This window comes from Streptomyces nidicola (assembly GCF_050106155.1).
Lineage (GTDB): Bacteria > Actinomycetota > Actinomycetes > Streptomycetales > Streptomycetaceae > Streptomyces.
In genome coordinates this window covers 3,693,337-3,719,125 of record NZ_JBNBPI010000001.1, presented here as the reverse complement: position 1 = coordinate 3,719,125, position 25,789 = coordinate 3,693,337, and the positions used below count along the sequence as shown (strand labels likewise).

Genomic DNA, 25,789 nt, shown 5'->3' with positions numbered 1-25,789 from the left:
GAGCGGAAACCGCACGCGTATTAGGCTCGACACCATGGACCGCACCCCCCTTGACCTCACGCAGGACGCCGCTCGCCTCACCGCGCAGTTGGTCGACTTCGCCTCGCCCAGTGGAGCTGAGAAGGAGCTCGCCGACGCGATCGAGGAGGCCCTGCGGGAGCTGCCGCACCTCACGGTCGACCGGTACGGCAACAACATCGTGGCCCGGACGAACCTGGGCCACGACGAGCGGATCATCCTCGCGGGACACATCGACACGGTCCCGATCGCCGACAACGTGCCCTCGCGGCTCGACGAGAACGGCGTGCTGTGGGGCTGCGGCACCAGCGACATGAAGGCGGGCGTCGCGGTCCAGCTGCGGATCGCGCAGACGGTCCGTGAGCCCAACCGCGACCTCACGTTCGTCTTCTACGACAACGAAGAGGTCGCCGCACACCTCAACGGCCTCGGGCATGTGGCCGACGCCCACCCCGACTGGCTGGAGGGCGACTTCGCGATCCTCCTGGAGGGGACGAACGGCGATGTCGAGGGCGGCTGCCAGGGCACCCTGCGCGTCATCCTGAAGACGAAGGGCGAACGGGCCCACTCCGCGCGCGCGTGGATGGGAAGCAACGCGATCCACGCCGCGTCCCCCATCCTGGAGCGCCTCGCCGCCTACGAGCCGCGCAAGCCGGTCGTCGACGGCCTGGAGTTCCACGAAGGCCTCAACGCGGTCCGCATCGAGGGCGGCGTCGCCACCAACGTCATCCCGGACGAGTGCGCCGTCACCGTCAACTTCCGCTACGCGCCCGACCGGTCGATGGAGGAGGCCGAGCAGTTCGTCCGCGACTTCTTCGCCGGCTGCCCCATCGAGGAGTTCGTCGTCGACGACCACACGGGCGGCGCGCGCCCGGGCCTCAACCACCCCGCTGCCGCCGCCTTCGTGGCCGCGGTGGGCGGCGAGGTGCGCCCCAAGTTCGGCTGGACCGACGTCTCCCGATTCAGTGCCCTCGGCGTCCCCGCGGTGAACTACGGCCCCGGCAACCCGATCTTCGCGCACAAGATCGACGAGCGGGTCGACACCTCGCTCATCCTGGAGGGCGAGAAGCGCCTGGCCGCCTGGCTCACCGCTTCCTGATACGTCCAGGTCCCTCGTATGTAACCCGCGTAGACCTACCCTTGCTCTACGTAAGTGCGTGATAACTGCGCAGGAAGGGAGCAGACGATGAGCAACCCGGAGGGCAAGCGACGTCCTGTGGAGCAGCGGACGGGGCCGGTGGTCCGGCGCCGTGATCAGATGCAGCCAGGGACGAGCGACCAGCGTCTGCTCGACACCGAGGGCCCTTCGGGGTGGGTGCACACCGACCCGTGGCGGGTCCTGCGCATCCAGTCCGAGTTCATCGAGGGCTTCGGCACACTCGCCGAACTGCCGCCCGCGATCAGCGTGTTCGGCTCGGCGCGCACCCCGGAGGACTCCCCGGAGTACGCCGCGGGCGTCGCCATCGGCAAGGCCCTGGTGGAGGCCGGCTTCGCGGTGATCACAGGCGGCGGCCCAGGCGCCATGCAGGCGGCCAACCAGGGCGCCGTGGAGGCCAAGGGCACCTCGGTCGGCCTCGGCATCGAGCTGCCCTTCGAGCAGGGCCTCAACCCGTACGTCGACCTGGGTCTGAACTTTCGCTACTTCTTCGTACGGAAGACGATGTTCGTGAAGTACGCCCAGGGCTTCGTGGTGCTCCCCGGCGGCCTCGGCACGCTGGACGAACTCTTCGAGGCGCTCACCCTCGTGCAGACCACGAAGGTGACGCGCTTCCCGATCGTCCTGTTCGGTTCGCAGTACTGGAGCGGCCTGGTCGACTGGCTGAAGAACACGGTGATCGCCCAGGGCAAGGCCTCGGAGGCGGACCTGCTGCTGTTCCACATCACGGACGACGTGGAGGAGGCGATCACGCTGGTCACCAAGGAGACCGGCAAGTAGGGCCCTTCTGCCCCAGGCCCCTCAAGGAGGCCGTTACGCGAGTCCCCGGCGGGCGACCGCCGGGGGCCGGTGTCCCGCGATGGACGCCACCATGTCCAACACCTGCCGCGTCTCGGCGACTTCGTGCACCCGGTAGACCTGCGCCCCGAGCCACGCCGACACCGCGGTCGTGGCCAGCGTTCCGATGACGCGCTCCTTGACCGGCTTGTCGAGGGTCTCGCCGACGAAGTCCTTGTTGGACAGCGAGACGAGCACAGGCCACCCGGTGTCGACCATCTCCGGAAGCCGCCGCGTCGCCTCCAGGGAGTGCCGCGTGTTCTTCCCGAAGTCGTGTCCGGGGTCGATGAGGACGGACTCGCGCGGCACCCCCAGGGCGACGGCCCGCTCCGCGTACCCGACCGTCACGTCCAGGATGTCCGCCATCACGTCCTCGTACGTCACCCGGTGCGGACGCGTGCGGGGCTCGGCACCGCCCGCGTGCGTGCACACGAGGCCCACCTTGTGGCGCGCCGCGACCTCCGCGAGCTTCGGGTCGACACCGCCCCACGCGTCGTTGAGCACGTCCGCGCCCACCTCGCACACGGCGTCGCCGACCTCGTGCCGCCAGGTGTCGACGCTGATGATCACGTCGGGGAAGCGGCGTCGCACCTCGGCGACGAAGCCGACGGTCCGCCGCGCCTCCTCCTCGGCGGTGACCTCCTCGCCGGGGCCCGCCTTCACACCGCCGATGTCCACGATCATGGCGCCCTCGGACACCGCCTGCTCGACGCGGGCGAGCGCGGGCTCGTCGCGGAACGTGGCGCCCTGGTCGTAGAAGGAGTCGGGGGTCCGGTTCACGATCGCCATGATCACCGGCTCGTGCTCACCGAATTCGTGCTGGCCCAGCCTGAGCATCCCCTGTGACTCTCCTTGTCCTGACCGGTTGAACGTCGTCTGTGACCTTAACTGTCAGTGCGGCATGGCACGATCGAAGCCTGACGGTTGAGGGCCGCACGGCCCGGTCGAAGCAGGGGACGGCAGACATGGTCATGTTCTTGTTTCTGGTCGCCGCGCTGGTCGTGGTGATCGCGGCGGTGACGTTCGCGGTCATCGGCGGCGGCGACAGCGGCACGCTGCGCGACGAGCCGTCCCAGTTCTACGCGGACCCGCTGCCGCCCGACCGCCCCCTGGACCCCGCCGACCTGGACGCCCTCCGGCTGCCCACGGCGGTGCGCGGCTACCGGATGGCGGAGGTGGACGACGCGCTGAACCGCCTCGGGGCCGAACTGGCCGAGCGGGACGCGCGCATCACGGAGCTGGAGGCCGCCCTCACCTCGGCCCACACCCGGGCGGGACCGCAGCCGACCGAGCGGGGCCCGGACACGGGCTACGCGCCACCTGGTGACTACGGGTTCGGATACGAGACGGGGGAGGGGTTCCGGTGAGCGAGCCGACAGGAGGCGCCGTCCCGGGACCGGACGGAAAGCCGCGCTGCCCCTGGGGCCTTTCGACCGAGGACTACGTCGCGTACCACGACGAGGAATGGGGCCGCCCGGTCCACGGCGACGACGCGCTGTTCGAGCGCCTCTCCCTGGAGGCGTTCCAGTCGGGCCTGTCCTGGATCACGATCCTCAGACGCCGCGAGGGCTTCCGCGCCGCGTTCTCCGGTTTCAAGATCGCGGACGTGGCGGCCTTCACGGACACCGACCGCGAGCGCCTGCTCGCCGACACCGGCATCATCCGCAACCGGGCCAAGATCGACGCGACGCTGGGCAACGCGCGCGTGCTCGTGGACTGGTCGCCCGGCGAGCTGGACAAGCTGATCTGGTCGTTCGCGCCGGACGCCGCCACCCGCCCGGCCCCGAAGGTGCTCGGCGACGTGGCGGCGATCACCGACGAGTCGAAGGCGCTCTCCAAGGAGCTGAAGAAGCGCGGCCTGCGCTTCGTCGGCCCGACGACCGCGTACGCGCTGATGCAGGCGTGCGGGCTGGTCAACGACCACCTGGCGGACTGCGTGTCCCGCGCGCGTACGGATACGAAGGTGTGAGTCCGGTGTGAACCGGCTCAGCGCCCGAGGTACTTGGGTCGCTCCTTCGCGATGAAGGCCTGCACCGCGATCATGTGGTCCTCGGAAGCGCCGGCCCGGGCCTGCAGCTCGTCCTCCTTGTCGAGCGCCTCGTCGAGGGAGTGGGTCCCGGCGAAGGCGAGCGACTCCTTCAGTGCGGCGTAGGCGACGGTCGGCCCCTCGGCGAGCGTGCGCGCCAGCTTCCGGGCCTCCTCGGCGAGTTCGGCGGCGGGCACCAGCCGGTTCGCGATCCCCAGCTCGTACGCCTCCTGAGCCTTCAGGGAGCGCGGGAAGAGCAGCAGGTCGGCCGCGCGGCCGGGGCCGATCAGGCGCGGCAGCGTCCAGGAGACCCCGGAGTCGGCGGTGAGCGCCACGCCCGCGAACGAGGTGTTGAACGACGCGCTGTCCGCCACGATCCGGTAGTCCGCACAGAGCGCGAACCCGAATCCGGCGCCGGCCGCCACGCCGTTCACCGCGGCCACCACGGGCTTCGGCATCCGGGTCAGGGCCCGCACGATCGGGTTGTAGTGCTCGCGCACCGTGTTCATGGTGCGGCCCTCGCCGGACTCCCGGTCCGCGAGCAGCGAGCCGACGTGCTCCTTGAGGTCCTGCCCCACGCAAAACGCCCGGTCGCCGGCCGCCGTCAGCAGCACCGCCCGTACCGTCTCGTCCTCGGCGGCCGACTGCACCGCGTCGCGGAGGGCGACCTTGGCCTCGGTGTTCATCGCGTTCATCGCCTCGGGGCGGTTCAGCGTGATCGTCGCGAGCCCGTCGCTCACCTCGTAGAGCACGGTGTCGGCCATGGGACTCCTCCTATGCGGTCGCTCAGTCGTCCGTGCTCAGCATGACGTAGATCACGGCCCATGGAATGCCCTCGGCATGTGACCTGCGTCTAACGAATTCGCGTCGGCTTGGGTCCGAAGATGGCGCAGTATCGCAGTCGGATCCCCGAATTGAGTGGTTTTGGTCAAGCGCGTTGCGCAAGCGATGCCGACCGATGTTGGTCATCGGGTCCCGCGATGCGGGATAATGGCCTGGAAGCAATGTGTTCGATGCCGGTGACGTGTGCCCACCCAGAGGGCCGTCGGCTGACGATGAGCTGGTTTCAGGAAGGGGAACGAGCATGGCGGCCATGAAGCCGCGGACGGGTGACGGCCCGCTCGAGGTGACAAAGGAGGGGCGGGGCATCGTCATGCGCGTTCCGCTCGAAGGCGGCGGTCGGCTCGTGGTTGAGCTGACGCCGGACGAGGCCAGTGCCCTCGGTGACGAACTGAAGAAGGTAGTGGGCTGACACCTTCTGCGTCCGCGTCCGTTCCCCGGAGGTGGGGCTGGACCGGCCGTCGGCCGACGCGCGAGCGACCATACCTTTTCGACTGCCCCGGCACACATTTGATGCCGGGGCAGTCGTATGTGTAGTGGCAGGTGGGGCCGGGTGTCGCCGCCCCGCCCGCCTCAGCGCTTGACGGCGCAGAGTAGCCCGTCGCCGACCGGCAGCACCGAGGCCACCAGCTCGGGGCTCTCCCGCACGGCCCGCAGCAATTCGCGCTGGCGCAGCACCTCCACCGGCTGCGGCCCCGCGTCGACGGTCCGCCCCTCGGCGAGGACCCCCTGGAAGACGACCAGGCCACCGGGCCGGAGCAGGCGCAACGATTCAGCGAGGTAGTCGAGGCACTCCAGCCGGTCACCATCGCAGAACACCAGGTCGTACCCGCTGTCGGCGAGCCGCGGCAGCACCTCGAGGGCGCGGCCGGGGATGAACCGGGCCCGGTTGCTGGCGAAGCCGGCCGCGCGGAACGCCTGGCGCGCGAACTGCTGCCGCTCCGGCTCGGGATCGACCGTGGTGAGGACGCCGTCCGGCCGCATCCCGTGCAGCAAGTGGACCCCGGACACGCCCGTGCCCGTACCGATCTCGGCGACGGCCTTCGCCCCTACCGTGGCAGCGAGCATCCCCAACGTCGCGCCCGCGCCGGGGGACACCGGGCACAGCCCTGCCTCGCGGGCCCGGTCACGAGCCCAGCGAGTCGCGTCGTCCTCGGCGACAAAGGCGTCGGCGAACGCCCAACTCGTCTGCCGGTTGCCGGTAATGGCCCTCTCCCGTCCCCGTGGATGCCTGCGCGTGACTTTATCCGTTGGTGGCGGGAACTCGCAGATGGGACCGCGCGTTTGAAGTGGCAGGGGGAAAGAGCAGGCTGGACAAGGGGAACTGCGGGGGAGAACGCGATGGCGGCAGCCGTGCGGGCGGCGGTCGGGAACCGACCGGCAAATCTGAGTAAAAAACCTTATCCGGAGCTAACGGACGGAGTGGTTATGGTAGGTGCTCCACTGGACACCACCAGAGCCGATAGGGGAGGTGCGGCTGCGCCTGTGGATCGGAGGGGACGGCTTCGGCGTCTGCTCAGGTCGGCGGGTGAGCCGAAATCCGTGACCAACACCGCTGACCGAATCCGCACCGTTGACTCCGCGCAGACCGCGACCTTTGCCGCCGATGCGGAATCGCAGGCGTGGACTCCCCCCTCGTGGGAGGAGATCGTCAGCACGCACAGTGGCCGCGTCTACCGTCTCGCCTACCGCCTGACGGGGAACCAGCACGACGCAGAGGACCTCACGCAGGAGGTCTTCGTCCGCGTCTTCCGTTCGCTCTCGACGTACACGCCCGGCACCTTCGAGGGCTGGCTGCACCGCATCACCACGAACCTGTTCCTCGACATGGTCCGTCGCAAGCAGCGCATCCGCTTCGACGCGCTGGGTGACGACGCCGCCGAGCGGCTGCCCAGCAGAGAACCGTCGCCGCAGCAGGTGTTCAACGACGCGCACTTCGACGCCGACGTCCAGCAGGCGCTGGACACCCTCGCGCCCGAGTTCCGCGCCGCCGTCGTCCTGTGCGACATCGAGGGGCTCTCCTACGAGGAGATCGCCGCGACCCTCGGCGTGAAGCTGGGCACGGTCCGCAGCCGTATCCACCGCGGCCGCTCGCAGCTGCGCAAGGCGCTGCAGCACCGCTCGCCCGAGGCCCGCAAGGAGCGCCGCACGCTCGCGACAGCCGGTGGGACGGGCGCCTTTCCCATCCTCGGAGGAGGGGGCGCGACCGCGTGAGTGGATCACGTCTCAATCCTGCCGAACGCCAACAGACCGCGGCCGACGAACACCTGGGGGACAGGCTGGCCGCCCTGGTCGACGGCGAGTTGGATCACGATGCCCGTGAGCGCGTCCTCGCGCACCTGGCGACCTGTGCCAAATGCAAGGCCGAGGCCGACGCCCAGCGCCGCCTCAAGAGTGTCTTCGCGCAGGCGGCTCCGCCGCCGCCCTCCGAGAGCTTTCTCGCCCGCCTCCAGGGGCTGCCCGCGGGAGGTGACGCCGACGGTGGCTCGCCACCGTTCGGGGGAGGCGGATTCGGCAGTGGCCGACCCCTCGGCGGGATCCGGGGCTTCGGCCAGGGAGTCTTCGACGTAGACGCGGAGCCCTTCGGCTACGCGCCGTCCGGCGCGCACGCCGCCGTCCTCCCCAGCGACCAGCGCGGCTTCCGCATCCACGAAGTGACCCGTCCCGACCGGCACGAGAGCGACCGGGCCTCGCGGTCCCGCCGCTTCGCGTTCGCCGCGGCCGGTGCGGTGTCGCTCGCCGCGATCGCCCTCGGCGGGGTCACGACGGCGGCCCCGATCGACAGCACCGACGCGCGTGGTGGCGGCTCCGGCAGCAATGCCACGCCGCTGCGCAGCCAGCAGGCCGGTGCCGCCTCGGCGTCGGACACGCAGCGCCGCCGGACGAACCCCTCGCCGCTCGGCCAGCGCGGGGGCGCCCTCGCGGCGCCCGTATCGCCGACCGAGGCGGGTGCGCCGCTGCTGCCCGGCGGGGGCCACGCGGAGAGCGCGGGCTATCCGTTCTCGACGCCGCTGCTGGCCGGTGCGGCCCGTATGTCGCCTCTCATACGTCCCGCCGCCCCCGCCGTCGCGGTCTCGTACGCGCCGCGGCCCACCGTCCCGCCCTCGGTCTCGTCCGACGGCACCTCCTTCGGGGCGACAGGGTCCGGCCTGACCGCCGCCTCGGCATCCTCGCCGACCGCGTCGTCCCGTCCTTCGTCGCTGCGCTGACACACTCTGCGCCCGCGCCGTCGAACCTGGTTGAATCCAGGTGAGGCGGTGCGTCGGGTGCTGATCCGGGTCGCGCGCGTGGGAGCCGGCGGTGCGGTGCCGTGGGCCAGGCTTGGGGAGAGCGGCGGCATGGACGAGGGGAATCCCACGGGTGAGGTGTCGGGGCGGTCGACCGTTCCCACGTCACGGGGCTCCGCCCCGGACCCCGCTGCTCAATCGCCGCAGGGGCTTGAAATGCCCCACTCCGGCCCCTGGCACCAGCCGGACTTCGGGCCCGCACCGCCCCGGCGGAGGCGCAGGCTCGTGCTGGGGGGTGTGGTGATTGCTCTGGTCGCCGGGGGCATCGGTGGGGCCGTCGGGTCGTATGTGGAGCGGACCGGGGTCGGGGCGAACATCCAACTGCCGCAGGCCGGCGCCGAGTCCAAGCACCGGGACCCCGACAGCGTGGCCGGTATCGCGGCGCGCACCCTGCCCGGCGTCGTGACCATCCACACCGCGGGTTCGTCGGAGGAGGGCACCGGCACCGGCCTCGTACTCGACGGCCGGGGGCACATCCTCACGAACAACCACGTCGTGTCGTCGGCCGACTCCGACGGTGAGATATCGGTCACGTTCTCCAGCGGTGAGAGCGCCCGGGCCGATCTGGTCGGGCACGACAGCGGCTACGACCTCGCCGTGATCAAGGTGTCCGGGGTGCGGGGGCTCAAGCCGCTGCCCCTCGGCAACTCCGAGAACGTGCAGGTGGGCGACCCCGTCGTCGCCGTCGGCGCCCCCTTCGACCTGGCGAACACGGTCACCTCCGGCATCATCAGCGCCAAGGACCGGCCGATCACGGCGGGCGGCGAGAAGGGCGACGGGAGCGACGTCAGCTACGTGGACGCGCTGCAGACCGACGCGCCCATCAACCCCGGCAACTCGGGCGGCCCGCTGGTCGATGCGAAGGCCCGCGTCATCGGCATCAACAGCGCGATCCGGTCGGCCGACACCGGCGGTTCGGAGCTGCCCGAGGGGCAGTCGGGCTCCATCGGCCTCGGCTTCGCGATCCCGGTCAACCAGGCGAAACGCGTGGCGGAGGAGCTGATCAACGCCGGGCGTGCGACGCACCCGGTGATCGGGGTCACCCTCGACATGGACTTCTCGGGCGACGGCGCCCGCGTCGGCTCGAAGGGCAACAGCGGCGGCTCGGCCGTCAGCCCGGACGGCCCGGGCGCCAAGGCGGGGATCGAGCCGGGCGACGTGATCACCGAGGTCGACGGCGTCGGCGTGCACTCCGGCGAGGAGTTGATCGTCAAGATCCGCACCCACCGCCCCAAGGACAAACTGGTCCTCACGGTCGAACGGGGCGGAAAGGAACGGGAGATGTCGCTCGTTCTCGGTTCCGCCGACGGCGGCTGAGCGGATTCCGGCCCATCCCTGACTGTCCCCTGACCGGCGGCTGACCGGCTCTTGACCGGGTATGGCGCGGGATGCGCGATCCTGGAGGTTCCCCGGTGGCTACCGAATGGACAGGTGGGCCGGGTACCGTGGACCGGGTCCGCTGCCGGACCCTGCCGAAGACCTGCTGCTGATGTTCGACCGCGGGCCGAGGACACGCTAGGAGTGCAAGGTGTTCAACGATATTGGCCCGCTGGAGGTCGTGACGATCGTCGTGCTGGCCGTTCTCGTATTCGGCCCCGACAAACTCCCGAAGGTCATTCAGGACGTTTCACGCACTATCCGTAAGATCCGGGAGTTCTCGGACAGTGCGAAGCAGGACATCCGGGACGAACTGGGCCCGGAGTTCAAGGACTTCGAGTTCGAGGACCTGAACCCCAAGACGTTCATCCGCAAGCAGTTGGACAGCGACGAGCTGGGGCTCAAGGAGATTCGCAACGGGTTCGACCTGAAGAAGGAGATGGCCGACGTCTCCGACGCGGTGCACACCGTCGGTGAGCTGGAGGACTCCGGATCGTCGAGCCGCTCGGGCGGCGGCGGCAGCGTGGACATGCAGAAGCGGCCCGAGGCCGTCGACATGCAGAAGCGTCCCGAGAAGTCCGAGAAGCCGGCCGCCATCGATCCGCCGCCCTTCGACGCGGACGCGACCTGAACCACCGCGACCTGAACCCGCGATCCGAACCCCGCGTTCCGAACCCTCTCGAACCACCCCGAACACGGCTGAACCACGCCTGACGAAACCGGGCCCCGCGGACCCGGTGTGGCATCCTGCCTTCTTGTTGCGCGGACCGGACGTGAGAACGCCCGAGGGGGGCGGGCCGCGCCGGTCCGTAACTGAGCGAGGAGGCGGCCGGGTACATGGAGACGACGAGTCGGGTAGGCGCGCAGGCGCCGGCCACCGAGGGGGCCGGCGAGGCTCTCACGGCCCGGCGCACGGTCGACGGCTACCTGCTGGCGCCCTTCCCGTGGTACGGCCTCGACGAGGCCTTCACGGGACCGCGCTGGCTGATGCAGGTCGGCACCACGGCGGACGGTTCCGTCGAGCACGGTTCGATCGGGCACGGTGACGAGCCCTCCGTACGCAGCGAGCTCACGGAAGACACCGAGCGGTTCGCGGTCGTGGTGACCGTCGCCGCCAATCCGGTACGGCGCACCGCCGACGGCACCGGCGTCCTGGAGGCCACGTCGGTCTCCTCGGCGGCCTGGCTCGCCGGCGTCGGGCTGCTCTCCTACACCTGGCCCGTGCAGATGGACCACACGCTGCGCGACGACTGGCTGGAGCAGCAGACCGAGACGGCGTGGGTGCTCGCGGACGATCTCGCGTCCGAGGACTGGGCGACGCTGACGCTGCCGGTGGACGGGGTGCCGACCCCGTTCCACTACCGGGAGTCCGAGTACGGCTGGGTGCTCGCGGGCTCCACGCAGGCCGGGGTGCACCTGGGTGCGTACGGGCGGGGCATGAGCGCGTACGGGCTCGGGTTCTCGGTCGTGAAGGACATCACGGCGCTGGAACCGGAACCGGACGCGTGACGAAGAACGGCGGGCCGCCCGAAATGGGCGGCCCGCCGTTCTCTCAAGGCGTCGGACGGGACGTCAGAACTTATTGCGCGGCGTGATCCCCAGGGACATCCCCGACAGGCCGCGCTGGCGCCCGCCGAGCTTGTCCGCGATCCCGCGCAGCGCGGAGCCCGCGGGTGAGTCCGGGTCGGTCAGCACGATCGGCTTGCCCTCGTCGCCGCCCTCGCGCAGGCGTACGTCGATGGGGATGGAGCCGAGCACCGGCACCTCCGCGCCCGTGGTCCTCGTCAGGCCCTCGGCGACCAGCTTGCCGCCGCCCGTGCCGAACACGTCGACCATCTCGTCGCAGTGCGGGCAGGGCAGCCCGGACATGTTCTCGACGACGCCGACGATCTTCTGGTGGGTCTGCACGGCGATCGAGCCGGCCCGCTCGGCGACCTCGGCGGCGGCCTGCTGCGGCGTGGTGACGACCAGGATCTCGGCGTTCGGCACCAGCTGGGCGATCGAGATGGCGATGTCGCCGGTGCCCGGCGGCAGGTCGAGCAGGAGCACGTCCAGGTCGCCCCAGAACACGTCCGCCAGGAACTGCTGGAGCGCGCGGTGCAGCATCGGGCCGCGCCACACGACCGGCGCGTTGCCCGGCGTGAACATGCCGATCGAGATGACCTTCACGCCGTTCGCCGACGGCGGCATGATCATGTCTTCGACCTGGGTGGGCTTGCCCTCGGCGCCCAGCATGCGCGGCACGCTGTGCCCGTAGATGTCCGCGTCGACGACGCCGACCTTCAGCCCGTCGGCGGCCATCGCGGCCGCCAGGTTCACGGTCACCGAGGACTTGCCGACGCCGCCCTTGCCGGAGGCCACCGCGTACACGCGGGTCAGCGAGCCCGGCTTGGCGAACGGGACCTCGCGCTCGGCGGTGCCGCCGCGCAGCGCCGTTGCCAGCTCCTTGCGCTGCTCGTCGCTCATCACGTCGAGGGTGACCTGCACATCGGTCACGCCGTCGACGCGGGCGACGGCCTCGCGCACGTTGTTCTCGATCGTCGAGCGCATCGGGCAGCCAGAGACGGTCAGATACACGGTGACCGCGACGACTCCGTCCGCACCGATGTCCACCGATTTGACCATCCCCAACTCGGTGATGGGACGGTGGATCTCGGGGTCGTTCACTGTCGCGAGTGCCTCGCGCACCGCGTCTTCCGTAGCCATGCACCCGAGTCTACGGCGGGGTAACCCGCACCCGGAAAGCCCTGTCAGCGGTCGTCTACGTCACGTCCCCGCTCACGCTCCGCGGGGAATACCCCGGAGTCCGGGGCGGAGTGCCGCTGCTCCTCCAGTTCCTTGACGAGGTCCTGCAGCTCGGAGCGGATCCAGTCGCGTGTCGCGACCTCGCCGAGGCCGATCCGCAGGGCCGCCATCTCGCGGCTCAGATACTCGGTGTCGGCGATGGAGCGCTCGTTCTGCTTGCGGTCCTGTTCGAGATTGACCCGGTCGCGGTCGTCCTGCCGGTTCTGCGCGAGCAGGATCAGCGGGGCGGCGTACGAGGCCTGCAGCGACAGCATCAGCGTCAGGAAGATGAACGGGTACTCGTCGAAGCGCAGATCGGGCGGCGCGACGATGTTCCACACCACCCACACGATGATGATCACCGTCATCCAGACGATGAACCGGCCCGTCCCCAGGAAGCGTGCGATCCGTTCCGAGAGCCTGCCGAAGGCCTCGGGGTCGTAATCGGGGATCAGCTTGCGCTTCGGCGCGCGCGGCTGGTCGAGCCGGATGCGCGGCCTGCGCGGGGCGTCGCGCTCGCGTTCCTCAGTCGGCATGGTTCACCTCCCCTGACAGGTGAAATTCCTGTTCGCGCCAGTCGTCGGGAAGCATGTGGTCCAGTACGTCGTCCACGGTCACGGCGCCGAGCAGCGAGCCGCTGTCGTCGACGACGGGCGCGGCCACCATGTCGTACGTCGCGAAGAACCCGGCGATCTCCGGCAGTTGGGCCTCCGGGGACAGGGCCTGCAGATCCTCGTCGAGGATCGAGCTGACCATCGTGTACGGCGGATCGCGCAGCAGCCGCTGGAAGTGGATCGTGCCCAGGTACTTGCCGGTCGGTGTCTCGTCCGGCGGCCGGCACACGTACACCTGTGCGGCGAGCGCGGGGGACAGGTCGGGGTTGCGGATGCGGGCGAGGGCGTCCGCGACCGTCGAGTCGGGGCGCAGCACGATCGGCTCGGTCGTCATCAGGCCGCCCGCGGTCCGGTCCTCGTACGCCATGAGGCGACGCACGTCGGCCGCCTCGCTGGGCTTCATCAGGTCGAGGAGGCGTTCCTTGTCGTCCTCGGGGAGTTCGCCGAGGAGGTCGGCGGCGTCGTCCGGGTCCATCTCCTCCAGGACGTCGGCGGCGCGCTCCTCCTTCAGCTTGCCGAGCACCTCGATCTGGTCGTCCTCCGGAAGCTCCTCCAGGACGTCGGCCAGGCGTTCGTTGGTGAGCGCGGCGGCGACCTCCGCGCGGCGCTTGGGGGAGAGGTGGTGCAGCACGTTGGCGAGGTCCGCGGGGCGCAGCTGTTCGAACGTGGCGAGCAGGCTCTCCGCGCCCTGTCCGTGCTCCTCCAGGTTGAAGCCGTCGACGCCCGACCAGTCGACGGTGATCGCCTCTCCCTTGGCGCGCCGGAAGGCGCCGCGCTTCGAGGAGTTCTTCCGTACGAAGACCCGGTCGATCTCCCAGTCGCGGCGCGCGGGCAGCTGCTGGATGGAGACGTCGAGGACGGTGACCTCCTCGCCGGTCTCCACGAGCCGTACGCGCCGGTCGAGCATCTCGCCGAGCACGAGGCGTTCCGTGGGTCGCTGTTCGAAGCGCCGGACGTTGAGCACCCCCGTGGTGATGACCTGGCCCGACTCGATCCCTGTGACACGGGTCATCGGCAGGAAGATGCGCCGCCGGGTCGACAGCTCGACGACGAGGCCGAGCAGCCGCGGCGGTCTGCGGCTCACGCGCAACATCGCCACCAGGTCCCGCACCCGGCCCACCTGATCACCGTTCGGATCGAAGACGGCGATGCCGGCGAGGTGCGACACGAAGATCCGGGGAGCGCCTCCAGCCATACCGTCGCGCGCCTCCTTCCGCTTTCCTTCGCATTCGTCCGGATATGCAGGCAATTTCTCGCCCAGGCTAGCCGCTACCCGTTCCCCGCGCCTTTGCGCATCGGCCACCCGACCCGGGCGGGTAACCGCAGATCGCGGGGGTACGCTGCCGTACCTGCACACACCCAGCTGCCGTACGAGAGGTAGTCCGCCCGTGACCCTGCGCCCCCTCACCCGTCGTACCCGCAGGACACTCGTGGTGGGCGTGATGTGCACGGGGCTCGCGGTGGGCCTCGCGGCATGCGGCGAGGAGGACCCCGACGCGGGGACGAACGGGGTCGGCAAGCTGACCCCGGCCAAGATCCAGTCCCGTACGGTCAAGGCGGCCCGCGGCGCGGACGCGGTGCACGTCGCCGGCACGGTGGTCGTCAACAAGAAGACGTACAAGCTGGACATGCGGCTGAAGGGCGACGGCGGCACGGGGTCGGTGAGCACCGGCGGCGGCACGTTCGGGCTGCTGCGGGTCGGCGACCACCTGTACCTCAAGGCGGGCGCGGGTTTCTGGACGCACTCCGAGGACGGCAAGGAGGGGCACGGTTCGGGCAACGCCGCGCAGAAGCTCGACGGCAAGTACGTGCGGGTGCCGAAGGGCGACCCGGCCTACCAGCGGCTGAGCACGTTCACCGACAAGGGAGTGCTGCTCGACGGCCTGCTCACGCTGCACGGCACGCTCGCGAAGGGCGAGCGCGGCCGGGCGGGCGGCGTCCGCACGGTCGAGCTGACCGGCGACAAGGGCGCGGGCGGCACGCTCGATGTGTCCCTGGAGGGCGGCGCGTACCCGATGCGCCTGGAGCGCGCAGGGGGCGCAGGCACCATCCAACTCAGCGACTGGGGCACCGACTTCACCCTCCGGGAACCCAAGTCCACAGAAACGGTCGACTATGGGCAGGCGCTGCCGGGATAACCCGCTTCGGGGTCCATTGAGCCTTTCAAGCCCCGCCGTCGGCCGAGCCTTTCAAGCCCCGCCGTCGGCCGAGCCATTTGAGCCCCGCCGGCGTTTGAGCAATTTAAGCCCCGCCGGCGTTTGAGGCGCGGGGTCCGGGGCGGAGCCCCGAGGCGTCAACGCCGCTTCCGCCGCGCGAGCAACTTGGGCAGCCCGGCCGGCACGGCATTCCGGGTGATCGCGGGCGAGCCCACAGGAGGCGCCGCCAACGACCCGTGGGCCACCGGCTCCGTAGGCCCGCCCACCGGCTCGAGCCGCACCACACGGCACTCCCGCGCCCACCGGTCCAACATGGTCTCCGCGTCGGGCGCGTTGAGCCGCTTCCCCTTCAGCTCACCCACGACGGAGCCGTACGCCTCCGTACCCGCCGCCAGCTCGACCACCGTCGCCCGCCAGCCCACGAGCCGCCCGCCCTTGTCCTTGCTGCGCACGGTGACAACGGCCGTGCCGCCGTCGACGAGGTCGGGCAGCGGCTGCTCCCCGGGCCCGTCGCCGACGAGGCACGCCGCACCCTCGTGCCACACATGCCACAGGGCCCGCTCCACGCCCCGGCTCCCGCGCACCCAGATCAGCCCGGACTTCTTCGTGGCCTCCTCGACGAGGGCGGCATCGAGCAGTTCAGCAGTCGTCATACGGAAAGCGTAGCCGCGAGGCTCACAGCCACCCGTTGCGCTTCAGCGTCCGGTGGATCGTGAAGCAGACGCCGCCGATGAGCGCGAGCACCATCGGATAGCCGAACCGCCAGTGCAGCTCCGGCATGTACTTGAAGTTCATGCCGTACACCCCGCACACCATCGTCGGTACGGCGATGATCGCGGCCCACGAGGTGATCTTGCGCATGTCCTCGTTCTGGGCGACGGAGGCCTGCGCCAGATTGGCCTGGAGGATCGAGTTCAGCAGCTCGTCGAAGCCGATGACCTGCTCCTGTACGCGCTCCAAGTGGTCGGCGACGTCCCGGAAGTACTTCTGGATGTCCGGGTCGATCAGCCGCATGGGCCGCTCGCTGAGCAGCTGCAGCGGGCGCCGCAGCGGGGCGACGGCCCGCTTGAACTCCAGTACCTCGCGCTTGAGTTGGTAGATCCGGCCCGCGTCCGAGCCGCGCGGGGAGCCCTTGCCGGGCTGCGAGAAGACCTCGGTCTCGACCTCGTCGATGTCGTCCTGCATCGCGTCGGCCACGGCCAGGTATCCGTCGACGACGTGGTCGGCGATCGTGTGCAGCACGGCGCTCGGGCCCTTGGCGAGCAGCTCGGGGTCGTCCTGGAGCCGGTGCCGCAGCGCGCGCAGCGAGCCCTGGCCGCCGTGCCGGACCGTGATGAAGAAGTCCCGGCCGGTGAAGCACATGACCTCGCCGGACTCCACGATCTCGCTGGTGGCGGTGAGTTCGGCGTGCTCGACGTAGTGGATGGTCTTGAAGACGGTGAACAGCGTGTCGTCGTAACGCTCCAGCTTGGGCCGCTGGTGGGCGTGGACGGCGTCCTCGACGGCGAGCGGGTGCAGCCCGAACTCGGCGGCGATACCGGCGAATTCCTCCTCGGTCGGCTCGTGCAGACCGATCCAGGCGAAGCCGCCGTCGCGCCGCACCTGGTGCTTGGCGCCGCCGGGCGTGAGGCACTCGGAGGACGGGACGCGGACCCCGTCCCGGTACACGGCGCAGTCCACGACGGCCGAGCAGGCGGCCGTGTCACGGGTGAAGTCGTACGAGGTGCGGGCCTCGTTGGCGTACGGGGCGACGCTCTTGCGCAGCGAGGGACGGACGGCGGCTCGCAGGTCGCGCATCATCGACATGGGCAGGCTCCTTCGCGGGCGGGAGTCGCCGTACGTCGGGTGGAACCACCCGGAATGAGGACGTCCTGGCCAACCGGAAACCGGGACATGCTGCACGTCCACAAAGCGGGAAGCACCGCACCGACGCTGGGCGGCTTCGCTGACTGATTCAGATCGCGACGTCCGGGAGGGACGTCGATGAGATCAGGGGAACGAAGTGCTCTTCCGGCAGGCGCGGCCAGCACGGTGTGCAGCTGACTGCGGGTGAGATGAGGCCCTGGGCCCTACAGGCCGGAAGAACGGGTAGTACTGCACGGTCGACTTCGATCCATGACAGCCCCACCTCCTCCGGCCGGTCCCCCGTGGGGGACGTGAAACGGGTCGGTTTCTCGACGGGCCCGCGGGGGCCCTCGGCGGACACGCGCTGCGTGTTGTCCCGACCAGCGGCCAAGACTATCAGCCGACCGGCGAAAGCGGGCCCCGTCCTTACCCGTTGAGCGCGAGATCTATGCTCGCGGGATGGCAGAAGTTCTTGCGCTGGTGGAAGCGCGACTCCGGACAACCCTGGGTGAACCGGACGCGCGGGCGGCGGTCACCTTCCTCGGCACCGACCGCATCGAGGTGTTGCGCTTCACAGATGGCGACGTGGTGCGCTACGCCACCCTCGGCATGTCCGCGTCCCCGATGGCCGATCCCACGGCGGCCCTCGCCGACCCCGTCAAGGGCCCGCGCGCGGAGCTGGTCCTCACCGTCCGCGCCGGCCTCGCCGACACCGACAAGGTGCTGCGCCCGCTCGCGGTCCTCGCGGCCTCCCCGCAGGTCGAGGGCATCGTCGTGGCGCCGGGCGCGTCGCTCGACGTCGGCGAACCGCTGTGGCCCGCCGCTCCGTTCACCTCGGCCCTCGTCGCGGAGCCGGGCGGCCTGGTCGAGGACCTGGACCTGGACGAGCCCCTGGATCCCGTACGGTTCCTGCCGCTGCTGCCCATGACGCCGAACGAGGCGGCGTGGAAGCGGGTGCACGGCGCCGCCGCGCTCCAGGAGAAGTGGCTGAACAGCGGAACGGACCTGCGCGATCCGCTGCGCAAGTCCGTTCCTCTGGACTGACCGTCTGCTGTTCTTCTCGACCGACAGGCTTCTGTCGACCGATCGTCAGTTCGCGTAGACCGAGACGCTGTCCTCGGTGGCGTGCTTCGGCTCCAGCTCCTCGGCCTCGTGGGTGAGTGCGCTCCTGCGCACCCACACCACGACCGCGCCGAGCACCGCCGTGACCGCGGCGACCACGAACGGGATGTGGATGTTGCTCCACTCCTCGATCTTCGGGGCGAAGAACGGGGCGGCCGCGGCGGCGAACCACCGGACGAAGTTGTAGCCGGCGCTCGCCACAGGACGCGGCGCGTCCGAGACGCCGAGCGCGAGCTCGGTGTAGACGGTGTTGTTCACGCCGATGAAGGCGCCGGACAGGATCGTGCAGACGATGGCCGCGGTGTGGCTGCCGTACCCGAGGACGAGCACGTCCAGGGCGAGCAGCACGAGCGAACCGCCGAGCACCTTGAGCGAGCCGAACCTGGCCTGCATGCGCGGCGCGACGATCACCGAGAACAGCGCGAGCAGCACACCCCAGGCGAAGAACACCGCGCCCGACTTGTACGGGGTCATGTTCAGCACGAATGGCGTGAAGGCCAGCACCGTGAAGAACGTGTAGTTGTAGAAGAAGGCCGAGATCGCCGCGGACGCGAGGCCGCCGTGGCCGAGCGCCTTGATCGGATCGAGGATCGAGGTCTTCTGCGCGGGCTTCGGCTGTTCCTTGAGGAACACGGTGATGCAGACGAACCCGATGGCCATCAGCGCGGCCGTGCCGAAGAACGGGTAGCGCCAGCTGGCGTTGCCGAGCAGCGCGCCGACGAGCGGTCCGCAGGCCATGCCGAGCCCGAGTGCGGACTCGTAGAGGAGGATCGCGGCCGCGCTGCCACCGGCGGCGGCGCCGACGATGACCGCCAGCGCGGTCGACACGAAGAGCGCGTTGCCGAGGCCCCAGCCCGCGCGGAAGCCGACCAGCTCCCCGACGGAACCGGACGTGCCGGCGAGCGCCGCGAAGATCACCACGAGGGCGAGGCCGACGAGGAGGGTCTTCTTGCCGCCGATGCGGCTGGAGACGAACCCGGTCACCAGCATGGCGATGGCGGTGATCAGGAAGTACGAGGTGAAGAGCAGGGAGACCTGGCTCGGTGTCGCTTCGAGGCCCTTGGCGATCGACGGCAGGATCGGGTCGACCAGGCCGATGCCCATGAAGGCGACGACGGATGCCCCGGCGGTCGCCCAGACCGCCTTCGGTTGACGCAGGAGGCTGCCCGCCCCTGCGTCGAACGTGTCCCCTTCGGCGGGACCCCCTGTACTGCTGTGACTCATGCCTGCTGCTCCTTCGAGTCCTACGTGGATCGTTGGCGTATACACATAATAAGTTAGAGCAGCTAATTAATGCAAGCTACATCTATCTGTCCTGGTGGGCGCGCCACGGCGCTGCCCTCCGGACGGGTGATCGTCCTTGACGCGGCGCGGGACGGGGAGGACCGTGGGGCTCTATGAGGGGCGAACCCAGTTGCCCGAAGTGTGGTGGCCGGGTCAGGGCTCCCGGACTTTTTGCCGACTCCTGGCAGTGCGATGTGCACGGGACCGTGCATCCGATGCAGCCCGTGATCCCGCCCAGTGTCGAGGCGCTCAGCGTCGTGGTGCGGCGCGCACGGGTGCCGGTCTGGATGCCCTGGCCGCTGCCCGTCGGCTGGCTGTTCACCGGCGTGGCCAACGCGGGGGACGAGCGCCACGGCGGGCGTGCCACCGCCGTCGCCTGCTCGGGCCCGGGTCCGCTCGGCGGCCCCGGCGAGCTGGTGCTCGTCGCCGAGGAGCTGGGCGTCGGGCTCGGCGCGCGCTACGCGGGGATCGACGGCCCCGACCCCGGCCCGTACATGGAGGTCTCGGGGCCACCTCAGGCCAAGGTGCTCGCCGCGGGCCGGCCCACCCCGATGTGGCACGTCTCCGGCGCCCCGGACGACCGGGCGGTCTTCGCCGGTGAGGCGCGCGGCCTGTGGCTGTGGGCGGTCGTGTGGCCGGAGCAGACGGGGATGCTGATGTACGACGAGCTGGTGCTCACGGATCTGCGGGACGCGGGGGCCGAGGTGGACCTGCTGCCGTGCGGGGCGCTGTCGCCGCGCATCATGACGTGAGCCCCGGGGTGCCGGTGAGGTAAGGGTTCCGTGCCCGGTTCGGTGGTGACGGGGGTGCTGGAATCCCCGTTATCCTTGAGCGGTCCCCGTCAGTCCGTCGAGCCTGGAGTACGCAGCCGTGCGCATCGATCTGCACACCCACTCCACCGCCTCCGACGGCACGGACAGCCCGACGGAACTCGTGCGGAACGCCGCCGGCTCCGGCCTGGACGTCGTCGCGCTCACCGATCACGACACCACGCGCGGACACGCGGAGGCGATCGCGGCCGCGCCCGAGGGGCTGACCCTCGTCACCGGAGCCGAGCTCTCCTGCCGTCTCGACGGCGTGAGCATGCACATGCTGGCGTATCTCTTCGACCCCGAGGAGCCGGCCCTGCTCGCCGAGCGCGAGCTGGTCCGCGACGACCGGGTGCCGCGCGCCAAGGGCATGATCGCCAAGCTGAACGAGCTGGGCGTCCCGGTCACCTGGGAGCAGGTCGCCCGGATCGCGGGCGACGGTTCGGTCGGCCGCCCGCACATCGCCACGGCGCTGGTCGAGCTCGGTGTCGTACCGACGGTCTCCGACGCGTTCACCGAGGACTGGCTGGCCAACGACGGGCGCGCGTACGTCGACAAGCACGAGACCGACCCCTTCGAGGCGATCCGGCTGGTCAAGGCCGCGGGCGGGGTCACCGTCTTCGCGCACCCGGGCGCCGCCAAGCGCGGTCACACCGTTCCCGAGGCGTCGATCGCGAAGCTGGCGGAGGCCGGGCTCGACGGCATAGAGGTCGACCACATGGACCACGACGCCGCGACCCGCGAGCGCCTGCGCGGCCTCGCCGCCGACGTCGGCCTGCTGGTCACCGGGTCCTCGGACTACCACGGCAGCCGTAAGACGTGCGTGCTCGGCGAGTACACCACCGACCCCGAGGTCTACGGGGAGATCACGCGGCGCGCGACGGGCGCCTTCCCGGTGCCGGGCGCCGGCGGACGCGACGCCTGACGCGCCCCGTACGCACCTCGACCCACCCTTCCGCACCACTCTCGCAAGGCACCCCACCGTGTTCGACGCTGCCGTCTTCGGATCCCTTTTTCTCACGCTTTTTGTGATTATGGATCCCCCCGGAATCACCCCGATCTTCCTCGCCCTCACCGCGGGCCGCCCCGCCAAGGTCCAGAAGCGCATGGCCTTCCAGGCGGTCTGCGTGGCCTTCGGTGTCATCGCCGTGTTCGGCGTCCTGGGCAACCAGATCCTGGCCTATCTGCACGTCTCCGTCCCGGCCCTGATGATCGCGGGCGGTCTGCTGCTGCTCCTGATCGCGCTCGACCTGCTGACCGGCAAGACGGACGAGCCCAAGCAGACCAAGGACGTGAACGTCGCCCTCGTGCCGCTCGGCATGCCGCTGCTCGCCGGGCCCGGCGCGATCGTCTCCGTGATCCTCGCCGTGCAGGACGCGGACTCGGTGGGCGGCCAGGTCTCCGTCTGGTCCGCGATCATCGCGATCCACGTGGTGCTGTGGCTGGTGATGCGCTACTCGCTGGTCATCATCCGCGTCATCAAGGACGGCGGCGTGGTCCTGGTGACCCGGCTCGCGGGCATGATGCTCTCCGCGATCGCGGTGCAGCAGATCATCAACGGCGTGACGCAGGTGATTCAGGGCTCCTGACCGCCCTCGGCTCCCGAGGGCGCCGGAGCACAGCGAAGCCCCCGTACGCATCGTGCGTACGGGGGCTTCGAAGTGTGTAAGTCGCTTACGCCGTTACGAGGCGGACGACTCGGCCGGGCGGATGTAGAGGCGCTGCCCGATGGCGGCGGCCTGCTGAACGATCCGGTTGACGGAGGCGGCGTCCACGACGGTGCTGTCCACGGCGGTGCCGTCGACATCGTCGAGTCGCATGATTTCGAAGCGCATGGGCTTCTCCCTTCGTCTGGTGATCCTCCTGAAGGAGAACTACTCGTGCGGGGCTTCTCAGCTTGATCCCGCTGTACGGCCGGGCGGTTGCCCGGCCGTTAAGAGTGAATTGCGCGGCCTCAGTGCCGCGCGTTCCAAGGGGTACAACGAGTTGCCCGCTGCAAACATTCCCTACGCTAAGGAAATTTTTCGATCGGCTAATTACTCGTGCGTCAGCAGGGCTGCGAGGGGCTCGTGAGGTGCCGCGTGAGGTGCCGCGTGAGGTGCCGTCTACGCCGCCGGGTGGCGGTCCCAGAAGGCGGCGAGGGCGGCGGCCGTGACCCCCGGCCGGTCGGTATTGGGGGAGTGCTCGGCCCCGGCGACGACGGTGCGCTCCGCGCCGAGCCGCGCCGCCATGTCGTCGAGGAGCGGCACGGGCCAGGTGTCGTCCCGCTCGCCCGACAGCACATGTATCGCGAGGCCGAGCGCCGCGAGCTCGTCGACCCGGTCCGGCTCCGTGCGCAGCTGCCCCGCAGTGGCGATGAGCTGGGCCGGGCTGTTCCGCATCCAGCGGCGGCGCAGGTCCTCGCCGTCACCGCGGAGGTCGGCGGCGTCCTCCGGGGCGTCCAGGCCCTGGATCGCCTCCCACACCTGCGCCATGTCGAGCGCGGCGAGCGTGTCCTGGAGCAGTTTGGCGCGCTCCTGCTGGGGCTGCGCGACGGCCGCGGGGCCCGAGGACATCAGCGTGAGCGAGGCGAACGGGGTGGGGTCCTCGATGACCGCCGCGCGCGCGACGAGCCCGCCGAGCGAGTGGCCCAGCAGATGCACCCGGTCGGCTCCTGCGTCGGCTGCGCCGGCCTGGAGCGCCGCCACCTGCGCGAGCACGTCACGCGCCAACTCCCGCTGCTGGTACGGCCGTTCGTCGTCCTTCGGGCCTTCCGACTCGTACTGCCCGCGGCCGTCCACGGCGACGGTCCGGTAACCGGCCGCGCTCAACGGGGCGTGCAGCTCGATGAAGTCCTCCTTGCTTCCCGTGAACCCGGGCAGCAGCAGGGCGGTGCCCCGGACCGGGCCCTCGGCCGGCTCGCCGGTGAGCGCGGCGAAGTCGCCCCGGGCGGTGCGGAGGCGGTGCGCACGGGTGCCGGGCGGCGGGGTGAAGGTCGCGGGCCTGCTCATGTGCCGAGATTACGCGCAGCCACCGACAACGAAGGCCCGGACCCCGCAGCAGCGGGATCCGGGCCTTTCGCCGTGGATGATCAGGCCTCGGGGGCCGCGACCTTCTTGCGCGTACGACGCGGCTTCGCCTCGGTCGCCTCGGCGGCGGGCTCGGCCTTCTTCCGGGTCCGCGCGGGCTTCGCCTCGGCGGTCTCGGCGGCGGGCTCGGCCTTCTTGCGGGTGCGGGTCCGCGTGGCGGGCTTGGCCTCGGCGGCTTCCGCGGTGTCGACCGCGGCCTCCGCCTTCTTGCGCGTGCGACGCGGCTTCGCCTCGGTCACCTCGGCCGCCGCGGCGGTCTCGACGCTGTCGACGGCGGGTTCGGCCTTCTTGCGGGTGCGGGTCCGCGCGGCGGGCTTGGCTTCAGCGGCTTCCGCGGTGTCGACCGCGGCCTCCGCCTTCTTCCGCGTACGCGTGCGGGCCGGCTTCGCCTCGCTCGCGTCCGCCGCCTCGGCGACGGGCTCGGCCTTCTTGCGCGTACGCGCCGGCTTGGCCTCGGTGGCCTCGGCGGTGTCGACCGCGGCTTCGGCCTTCTTGCGCGTACGACGCGGCTTCGCCTCGGTCACCTCGGCCGCCTCGGCGGCGGGCTCGGCCTTCTTGCGGGTGCGGGTGCGCGTGGCGGGCTTGGCCTCGGTGGCCTCCGCGGTGTCGACCGCGGCCTCCGCCTTCTTCCGCGTACGGGTCCGGGCCGGCTTCGCCTCGGCGACCTCTGCAACCTCAGGGGCCTCGGCCGTGTCGACCGCGGCTTCCGCCTTCTTGCGGGTGCGCGCGGGCTTCGCCTTCGGCTCGGCCTGCTCCGGCTCCGCGGGCGCCGGCACGGCTTCCACCGTCTCGACGGCGGCCTCGGCCTTCTTGCGCGTACGGCGACGCGGCTGGGCGGGGATCTCCGCCTCGACCGTCTCCACGACGGCCTCGGCGGCGGGGGCCACCGGCGCGACCGACTGGGCGCCTGCGCCACCGCGCGTACGGCGACGACGGCGCGGGGTGCGCGGCTCGGTGGACTCCTCCGCCGGAGCGGGAACGGACGTCGGAGCGGACGCGGGGGCGGCCGTGGCCTCACCGGCGCCGACCGGCTCGCCACCGCGCATGCGGCGACGGCGGCGCGGCGTGCGCGCCGGGCGCTCACGCTGTTCGCGCTGCTCGCGGTCCCGATCACGGTCACGGTCGCCTCGACCACCGCGGCCGCCGCGCGAGGACGACGCCCCGCGGCCACCGGTCTCGCCCAGGTCCTCGATCTCCTCGGCCCCGAGCCCGGCGCGCGTGCGCTCCGAGCGCGGCAGGACACCCTTGGTGCCGGCCGGGATGTTGAGCTCCTCGTAGAGGTGCGGGGACGAGGAGTACGTCTCCACCGGGTCGTTGAAGTCCAGCTCCAGCGCCTTGTTGATCAGCTGCCAGCGCGGGATGTCGTCCCAGTCGACGAGGGTGATCGCGATGCCCTTGGCGCCCGCGCGGCCGGTACGGCCGATGCGGTGCAGGTACGTCTTCTCGTCCTCGGGGGACTGGTAGTTGATGACGTGCGTGACGCCCTCGACGTCGATACCGCGCGCGGCGACGTCGGTGCACACCAGCACGTCGACCTTGCCGTTGCGGAACGCGCGCAGCGCCTGCTCGCGCGCGCCCTGCCCGAGGTCGCCGTGCACGGCGCCGGACGCGAAGCCGCGCTTTTGCAGCTGCTCCGCGATGTCCGCGGCGGTCCGCTTCGTACGGCAGAAGATCATCGCGAGCCCGCGGCCGTCGGCCTGCAGGATGCGCGAGACCATCTCGGGCTTGTCCATGTTGTGCGCGCGGTAGACGTGCTGCTTGGTGTTCGCGACCGTCTTGCCCTCGTCGTCCGGCGCCGCGGCGCGGATGTGCGTGGGCTGCGACATGTAGCGGCGGGCCAGGCCGATGACGGCGCCCGGCATGGTCGCCGAGAACAGCATCGTCTGACGCTTCGCCGGAAGCATGTTGATGATCTTCTCGACGTCGGGCAGGAAGCCCAGGTCGAGCATCTCGTCGGCCTCGTCGAGGACGAGCGCCTTGACGTGCGAGAGGTTCAGCTTCTTCTGGCCGGCCAGGTCGAGCAGTCGGCCGGGCGTACCGACGACGACGTCGATGCCCTTCTTGAGGGCCTCGACCTGGGGCTCGTACGCACGCCCGCCGTATATGGCGAGGACGCGCACATTGCGCACCTTGCCGGCGGTCAGGAGGTCATTGGTCACCTGCTGGCACAGCTCGCGCGTCGGAACGACGACGAGGGCCTGCGGGGCGTCGGTGAGCTGCTCGGGCGTGGCCCGGCCCGCCTCGACGTCCGCGGGGACGGTGACGCGCTCCAGGAGCGGAAGGCCGAAACCGAGGGTCTTGCCCGTGCCGGTCTTGGCCTGGCCGATGACGTCCGAGCCCGACAGGGCCACGGGGAGGGTCATCTCCTGGATGGGAAAGGGGTTGATGATGCCGACGGCCTCAAGGGCCTCCGCGGTCTCGGAAAGAATGCCGAGCTGACGGAAAGTCGAAGTCTGCGTAGTCAGGGTGTTGCCTCTTCTGTGAGGTGCGGCGCGAGGCGAACGCGGGGGTCGTGACCGTGCCGGTCTGGTACACCGGACTCGAGCCGCGGTCTGCGGGGATCGGG

26 protein-coding genes and 1 pseudogene are annotated in these 25,789 nt (G+C 70.7%); 15 read left to right on the top strand and 12 right to left on the bottom strand.

The annotated features are described in order from the left end of the window. The first annotated feature begins 34 nt into the window (after positions 1 to 34). Positions 35 to 1,117: a succinyl-diaminopimelate desuccinylase gene (gene dapE / locus ACOKM3_RS16800; RefSeq protein ID WP_426901285.1), complete on the top strand. Its 1,083-nt coding sequence runs from the start codon at positions 35 to 37 to the stop codon at positions 1,115 to 1,117. Positions 1,118 to 1,204: 87 nt separating this feature from the next. Next, positions 1,205 to 1,954 carry an LOG family protein gene (locus tag ACOKM3_RS16795; protein ID WP_326013995.1) on the top strand — a complete coding sequence of 250 codons (750 nt, stop codon included), beginning with the start codon at positions 1,205 to 1,207 and terminating at the stop codon, positions 1,952 to 1,954. 33 nt (positions 1,955 to 1,987) lie between these two features. Here ACOKM3_RS16795 and folP read toward each other — a convergent pair whose 3' ends face one another. Further along, complete coding sequence (folP, locus tag ACOKM3_RS16790) at positions 1,988 to 2,848, bottom strand: dihydropteroate synthase (RefSeq protein ID WP_426901282.1); 861 nt, start codon at positions 2,846 to 2,848, stop codon at positions 1,988 to 1,990. A 128-nt stretch (positions 2,849 to 2,976) separates the two neighbouring features. Between folP and ACOKM3_RS16785 the strand changes: the two genes are divergently transcribed. After that, positions 2,977 to 3,378 (top strand): DivIVA domain-containing protein, encoded by a 402-nt coding sequence (locus ACOKM3_RS16785; RefSeq protein WP_426901280.1) that lies wholly within the window; start codon positions 2,977 to 2,979, stop codon positions 3,376 to 3,378. Then, positions 3,375 to 3,980 (top strand): DNA-3-methyladenine glycosylase I, encoded by a 606-nt coding sequence (locus ACOKM3_RS16780; RefSeq protein WP_426901278.1) that lies wholly within the window; start codon positions 3,375 to 3,377, stop codon positions 3,978 to 3,980. Before ACOKM3_RS16785 ends, ACOKM3_RS16780 begins: the two co-directional genes overlap by 4 nt. A 17-nt stretch (positions 3,981 to 3,997) precedes the next feature. Here ACOKM3_RS16780 and chcB read toward each other — a convergent pair whose 3' ends face one another. After that, the gene (chcB, locus tag ACOKM3_RS16775) at positions 3,998 to 4,801 is read right to left on the bottom strand and encodes a 2-cyclohexenylcarbonyl CoA isomerase (protein ID WP_426901276.1); all 804 of its coding nucleotides are present in this window, start codon (positions 4,799 to 4,801) and stop codon (positions 3,998 to 4,000) included. 320 nt (positions 4,802 to 5,121) lie between these two features. Here chcB and ACOKM3_RS16770 point away from each other — a divergent pair, with 320 nt between their 5' ends. Beyond that, complete coding sequence (locus tag ACOKM3_RS16770; protein WP_266713770.1) at positions 5,122 to 5,289, top strand: DUF3117 domain-containing protein; 168 nt, start codon at positions 5,122 to 5,124, stop codon at positions 5,287 to 5,289. A 161-nt stretch (positions 5,290 to 5,450) separates the two neighbouring features. Here ACOKM3_RS16770 and ACOKM3_RS16765 read toward each other — a convergent pair whose 3' ends face one another. Further along, complete coding sequence (locus ACOKM3_RS16765) at positions 5,451 to 6,149, bottom strand: O-methyltransferase (protein ID WP_426906812.1); 699 nt, start codon at positions 6,147 to 6,149, stop codon at positions 5,451 to 5,453. Between the two features lie 156 nt (positions 6,150 to 6,305). Here ACOKM3_RS16765 and sigE point away from each other — a divergent pair, with 156 nt between their 5' ends. The 5 genes and pseudogenes from sigE (at position 6,306) to ACOKM3_RS16740 (ending at position 11,050) form a co-directional block, all read left to right on the top strand. After that, positions 6,306 to 7,091: an RNA polymerase sigma factor SigE gene (gene sigE, locus ACOKM3_RS16760; protein ID WP_426901274.1), complete on the top strand. Its 786-nt coding sequence runs from the start codon at positions 6,306 to 6,308 to the stop codon at positions 7,089 to 7,091. Next, complete coding sequence (locus ACOKM3_RS16755) at positions 7,088 to 8,086, top strand: anti-sigma factor family protein (protein WP_426901272.1); 999 nt, start codon at positions 7,088 to 7,090, stop codon at positions 8,084 to 8,086. Before sigE ends, ACOKM3_RS16755 begins: the two co-directional genes overlap by 4 nt. A gap of 300 nt (positions 8,087 to 8,386) precedes the next feature. Continuing rightward, positions 8,387 to 9,481 (top strand): annotated as a pseudogene (locus ACOKM3_RS16750) (S1C family serine protease); the annotation flags it as partial. 211 nt (positions 9,482 to 9,692) lie between these two features. Then, on the top strand, positions 9,693 to 10,172 hold the full coding sequence (locus tag ACOKM3_RS16745; protein ID WP_426901270.1) for a sec-independent translocase: 480 nt from the start codon (positions 9,693 to 9,695) through the stop codon (positions 10,170 to 10,172). A gap of 206 nt (positions 10,173 to 10,378) precedes the next feature. Then, positions 10,379 to 11,050, top strand: coding sequence for a hypothetical protein (locus ACOKM3_RS16740; RefSeq protein WP_426901268.1), 672 nt, complete (start codon positions 10,379 to 10,381; stop codon positions 11,048 to 11,050). Positions 11,051 to 11,113: 63 nt separating this feature from the next. Here the strand turns inward: ACOKM3_RS16740 and ACOKM3_RS16735 are convergent, their stop codons facing one another. Genes ACOKM3_RS16735 through ACOKM3_RS16725 form a run of 3 tightly spaced genes read right to left on the bottom strand, consistent with a single transcriptional unit; the run spans position 11,114 to position 14,134 of the window. After that, on the bottom strand, positions 11,114 to 12,247 hold the full coding sequence (locus ACOKM3_RS16735) for an Mrp/NBP35 family ATP-binding protein (RefSeq protein WP_426901266.1): 1,134 nt from the start codon (positions 12,245 to 12,247) through the stop codon (positions 11,114 to 11,116). Positions 12,248 to 12,291: 44 nt separating this feature from the next. Further along, positions 12,292 to 12,861, bottom strand: a complete 570-nt coding sequence (locus ACOKM3_RS16730) for a DUF1003 domain-containing protein (RefSeq protein WP_426901264.1) — start codon at positions 12,859 to 12,861, stop codon at positions 12,292 to 12,294. Next, positions 12,851 to 14,134 carry a magnesium transporter MgtE N-terminal domain-containing protein gene (locus ACOKM3_RS16725; RefSeq protein ID WP_426901262.1) on the bottom strand — a complete coding sequence of 428 codons (1,284 nt, stop codon included), beginning with the start codon at positions 14,132 to 14,134 and terminating at the stop codon, positions 12,851 to 12,853. The genes ACOKM3_RS16730 and ACOKM3_RS16725 overlap by 11 nt, the downstream gene beginning before the upstream one ends. Positions 14,135 to 14,381: 247 nt before the next feature. Between ACOKM3_RS16725 and ACOKM3_RS16720 the strand changes: the two genes are divergently transcribed. Further along, entirely contained in the window at positions 14,382 to 15,077 is a 696-nt protein-coding gene (locus ACOKM3_RS16720; protein WP_426906811.1) for a hypothetical protein, read from the top strand. Between the two features lie 155 nt (positions 15,078 to 15,232). On the opposite strand, the gene ACOKM3_RS16715 is transcribed toward ACOKM3_RS16720, so the two are convergent. Beyond that, complete coding sequence (locus ACOKM3_RS16715; protein ID WP_426901260.1) at positions 15,233 to 15,748, bottom strand: hypothetical protein; 516 nt, start codon at positions 15,746 to 15,748, stop codon at positions 15,233 to 15,235. Positions 15,749 to 15,770: 22 nt separating this feature from the next. Beyond that, a complete protein-coding gene (locus ACOKM3_RS16710; protein ID WP_426901259.1) occupies positions 15,771 to 16,901 on the bottom strand; it encodes a magnesium and cobalt transport protein CorA in 1,131 nt (376 codons plus the stop codon). Between the two features lie 498 nt (positions 16,902 to 17,399). On the opposite strand from ACOKM3_RS16710, the gene ACOKM3_RS16705 reads away from it, so the two are divergent. Beyond that, positions 17,400 to 17,984, top strand: coding sequence for a suppressor of fused domain protein (locus tag ACOKM3_RS16705; protein WP_327661706.1), 585 nt, complete (start codon positions 17,400 to 17,402; stop codon positions 17,982 to 17,984). Between the two features lie 45 nt (positions 17,985 to 18,029). Here the strand turns inward: ACOKM3_RS16705 and ACOKM3_RS16700 are convergent, their stop codons facing one another. Next, on the bottom strand, positions 18,030 to 19,286 hold the full coding sequence (locus tag ACOKM3_RS16700; protein WP_426901257.1) for an MFS transporter: 1,257 nt from the start codon (positions 19,284 to 19,286) through the stop codon (positions 18,030 to 18,032). A 173-nt stretch (positions 19,287 to 19,459) separates the two neighbouring features. Between ACOKM3_RS16700 and ACOKM3_RS16695 the strand changes: the two genes are divergently transcribed. The 3 genes from ACOKM3_RS16695 to ACOKM3_RS16685 all read left to right on the top strand — a co-directional run bounded on the left by ACOKM3_RS16695 (position 19,460) and on the right by ACOKM3_RS16685 (position 21,744). Next, entirely contained in the window at positions 19,460 to 20,098 is a 639-nt protein-coding gene (locus ACOKM3_RS16695) for a DUF6758 family protein (protein WP_426901255.1), read from the top strand. A 118-nt stretch (positions 20,099 to 20,216) separates the two neighbouring features. Beyond that, on the top strand, positions 20,217 to 21,080 hold the full coding sequence (locus ACOKM3_RS16690; RefSeq protein WP_426901253.1) for a PHP domain-containing protein: 864 nt from the start codon (positions 20,217 to 20,219) through the stop codon (positions 21,078 to 21,080). Between the two features lie 58 nt (positions 21,081 to 21,138). After that, a complete protein-coding gene (locus ACOKM3_RS16685; protein ID WP_327671521.1) occupies positions 21,139 to 21,744 on the top strand; it encodes a MarC family protein in 606 nt (201 codons plus the stop codon). A 93-nt stretch (positions 21,745 to 21,837) separates the two neighbouring features. Here the strand turns inward: ACOKM3_RS16685 and ACOKM3_RS16680 are convergent, their stop codons facing one another. The 3 genes from ACOKM3_RS16680 to ACOKM3_RS16670 all read right to left on the bottom strand — a co-directional run bounded on the left by ACOKM3_RS16680 (position 21,838) and on the right by ACOKM3_RS16670 (position 25,586). Continuing rightward, positions 21,838 to 21,990 (bottom strand): hypothetical protein, encoded by a 153-nt coding sequence (locus ACOKM3_RS16680; RefSeq protein ID WP_306317966.1) that lies wholly within the window; start codon positions 21,988 to 21,990, stop codon positions 21,838 to 21,840. Between the two features lie 270 nt (positions 21,991 to 22,260). Then, the gene (locus tag ACOKM3_RS16675; protein WP_426901251.1) at positions 22,261 to 23,145 is read right to left on the bottom strand and encodes an alpha/beta fold hydrolase; all 885 of its coding nucleotides are present in this window, start codon (positions 23,143 to 23,145) and stop codon (positions 22,261 to 22,263) included. Between the two features lie 80 nt (positions 23,146 to 23,225). Then, entirely contained in the window at positions 23,226 to 25,586 is a 2,361-nt protein-coding gene (locus ACOKM3_RS16670) for a DEAD/DEAH box helicase (RefSeq protein WP_426901249.1), read from the bottom strand. Positions 25,587 to 25,789: the final 203 nt, after the last annotated feature.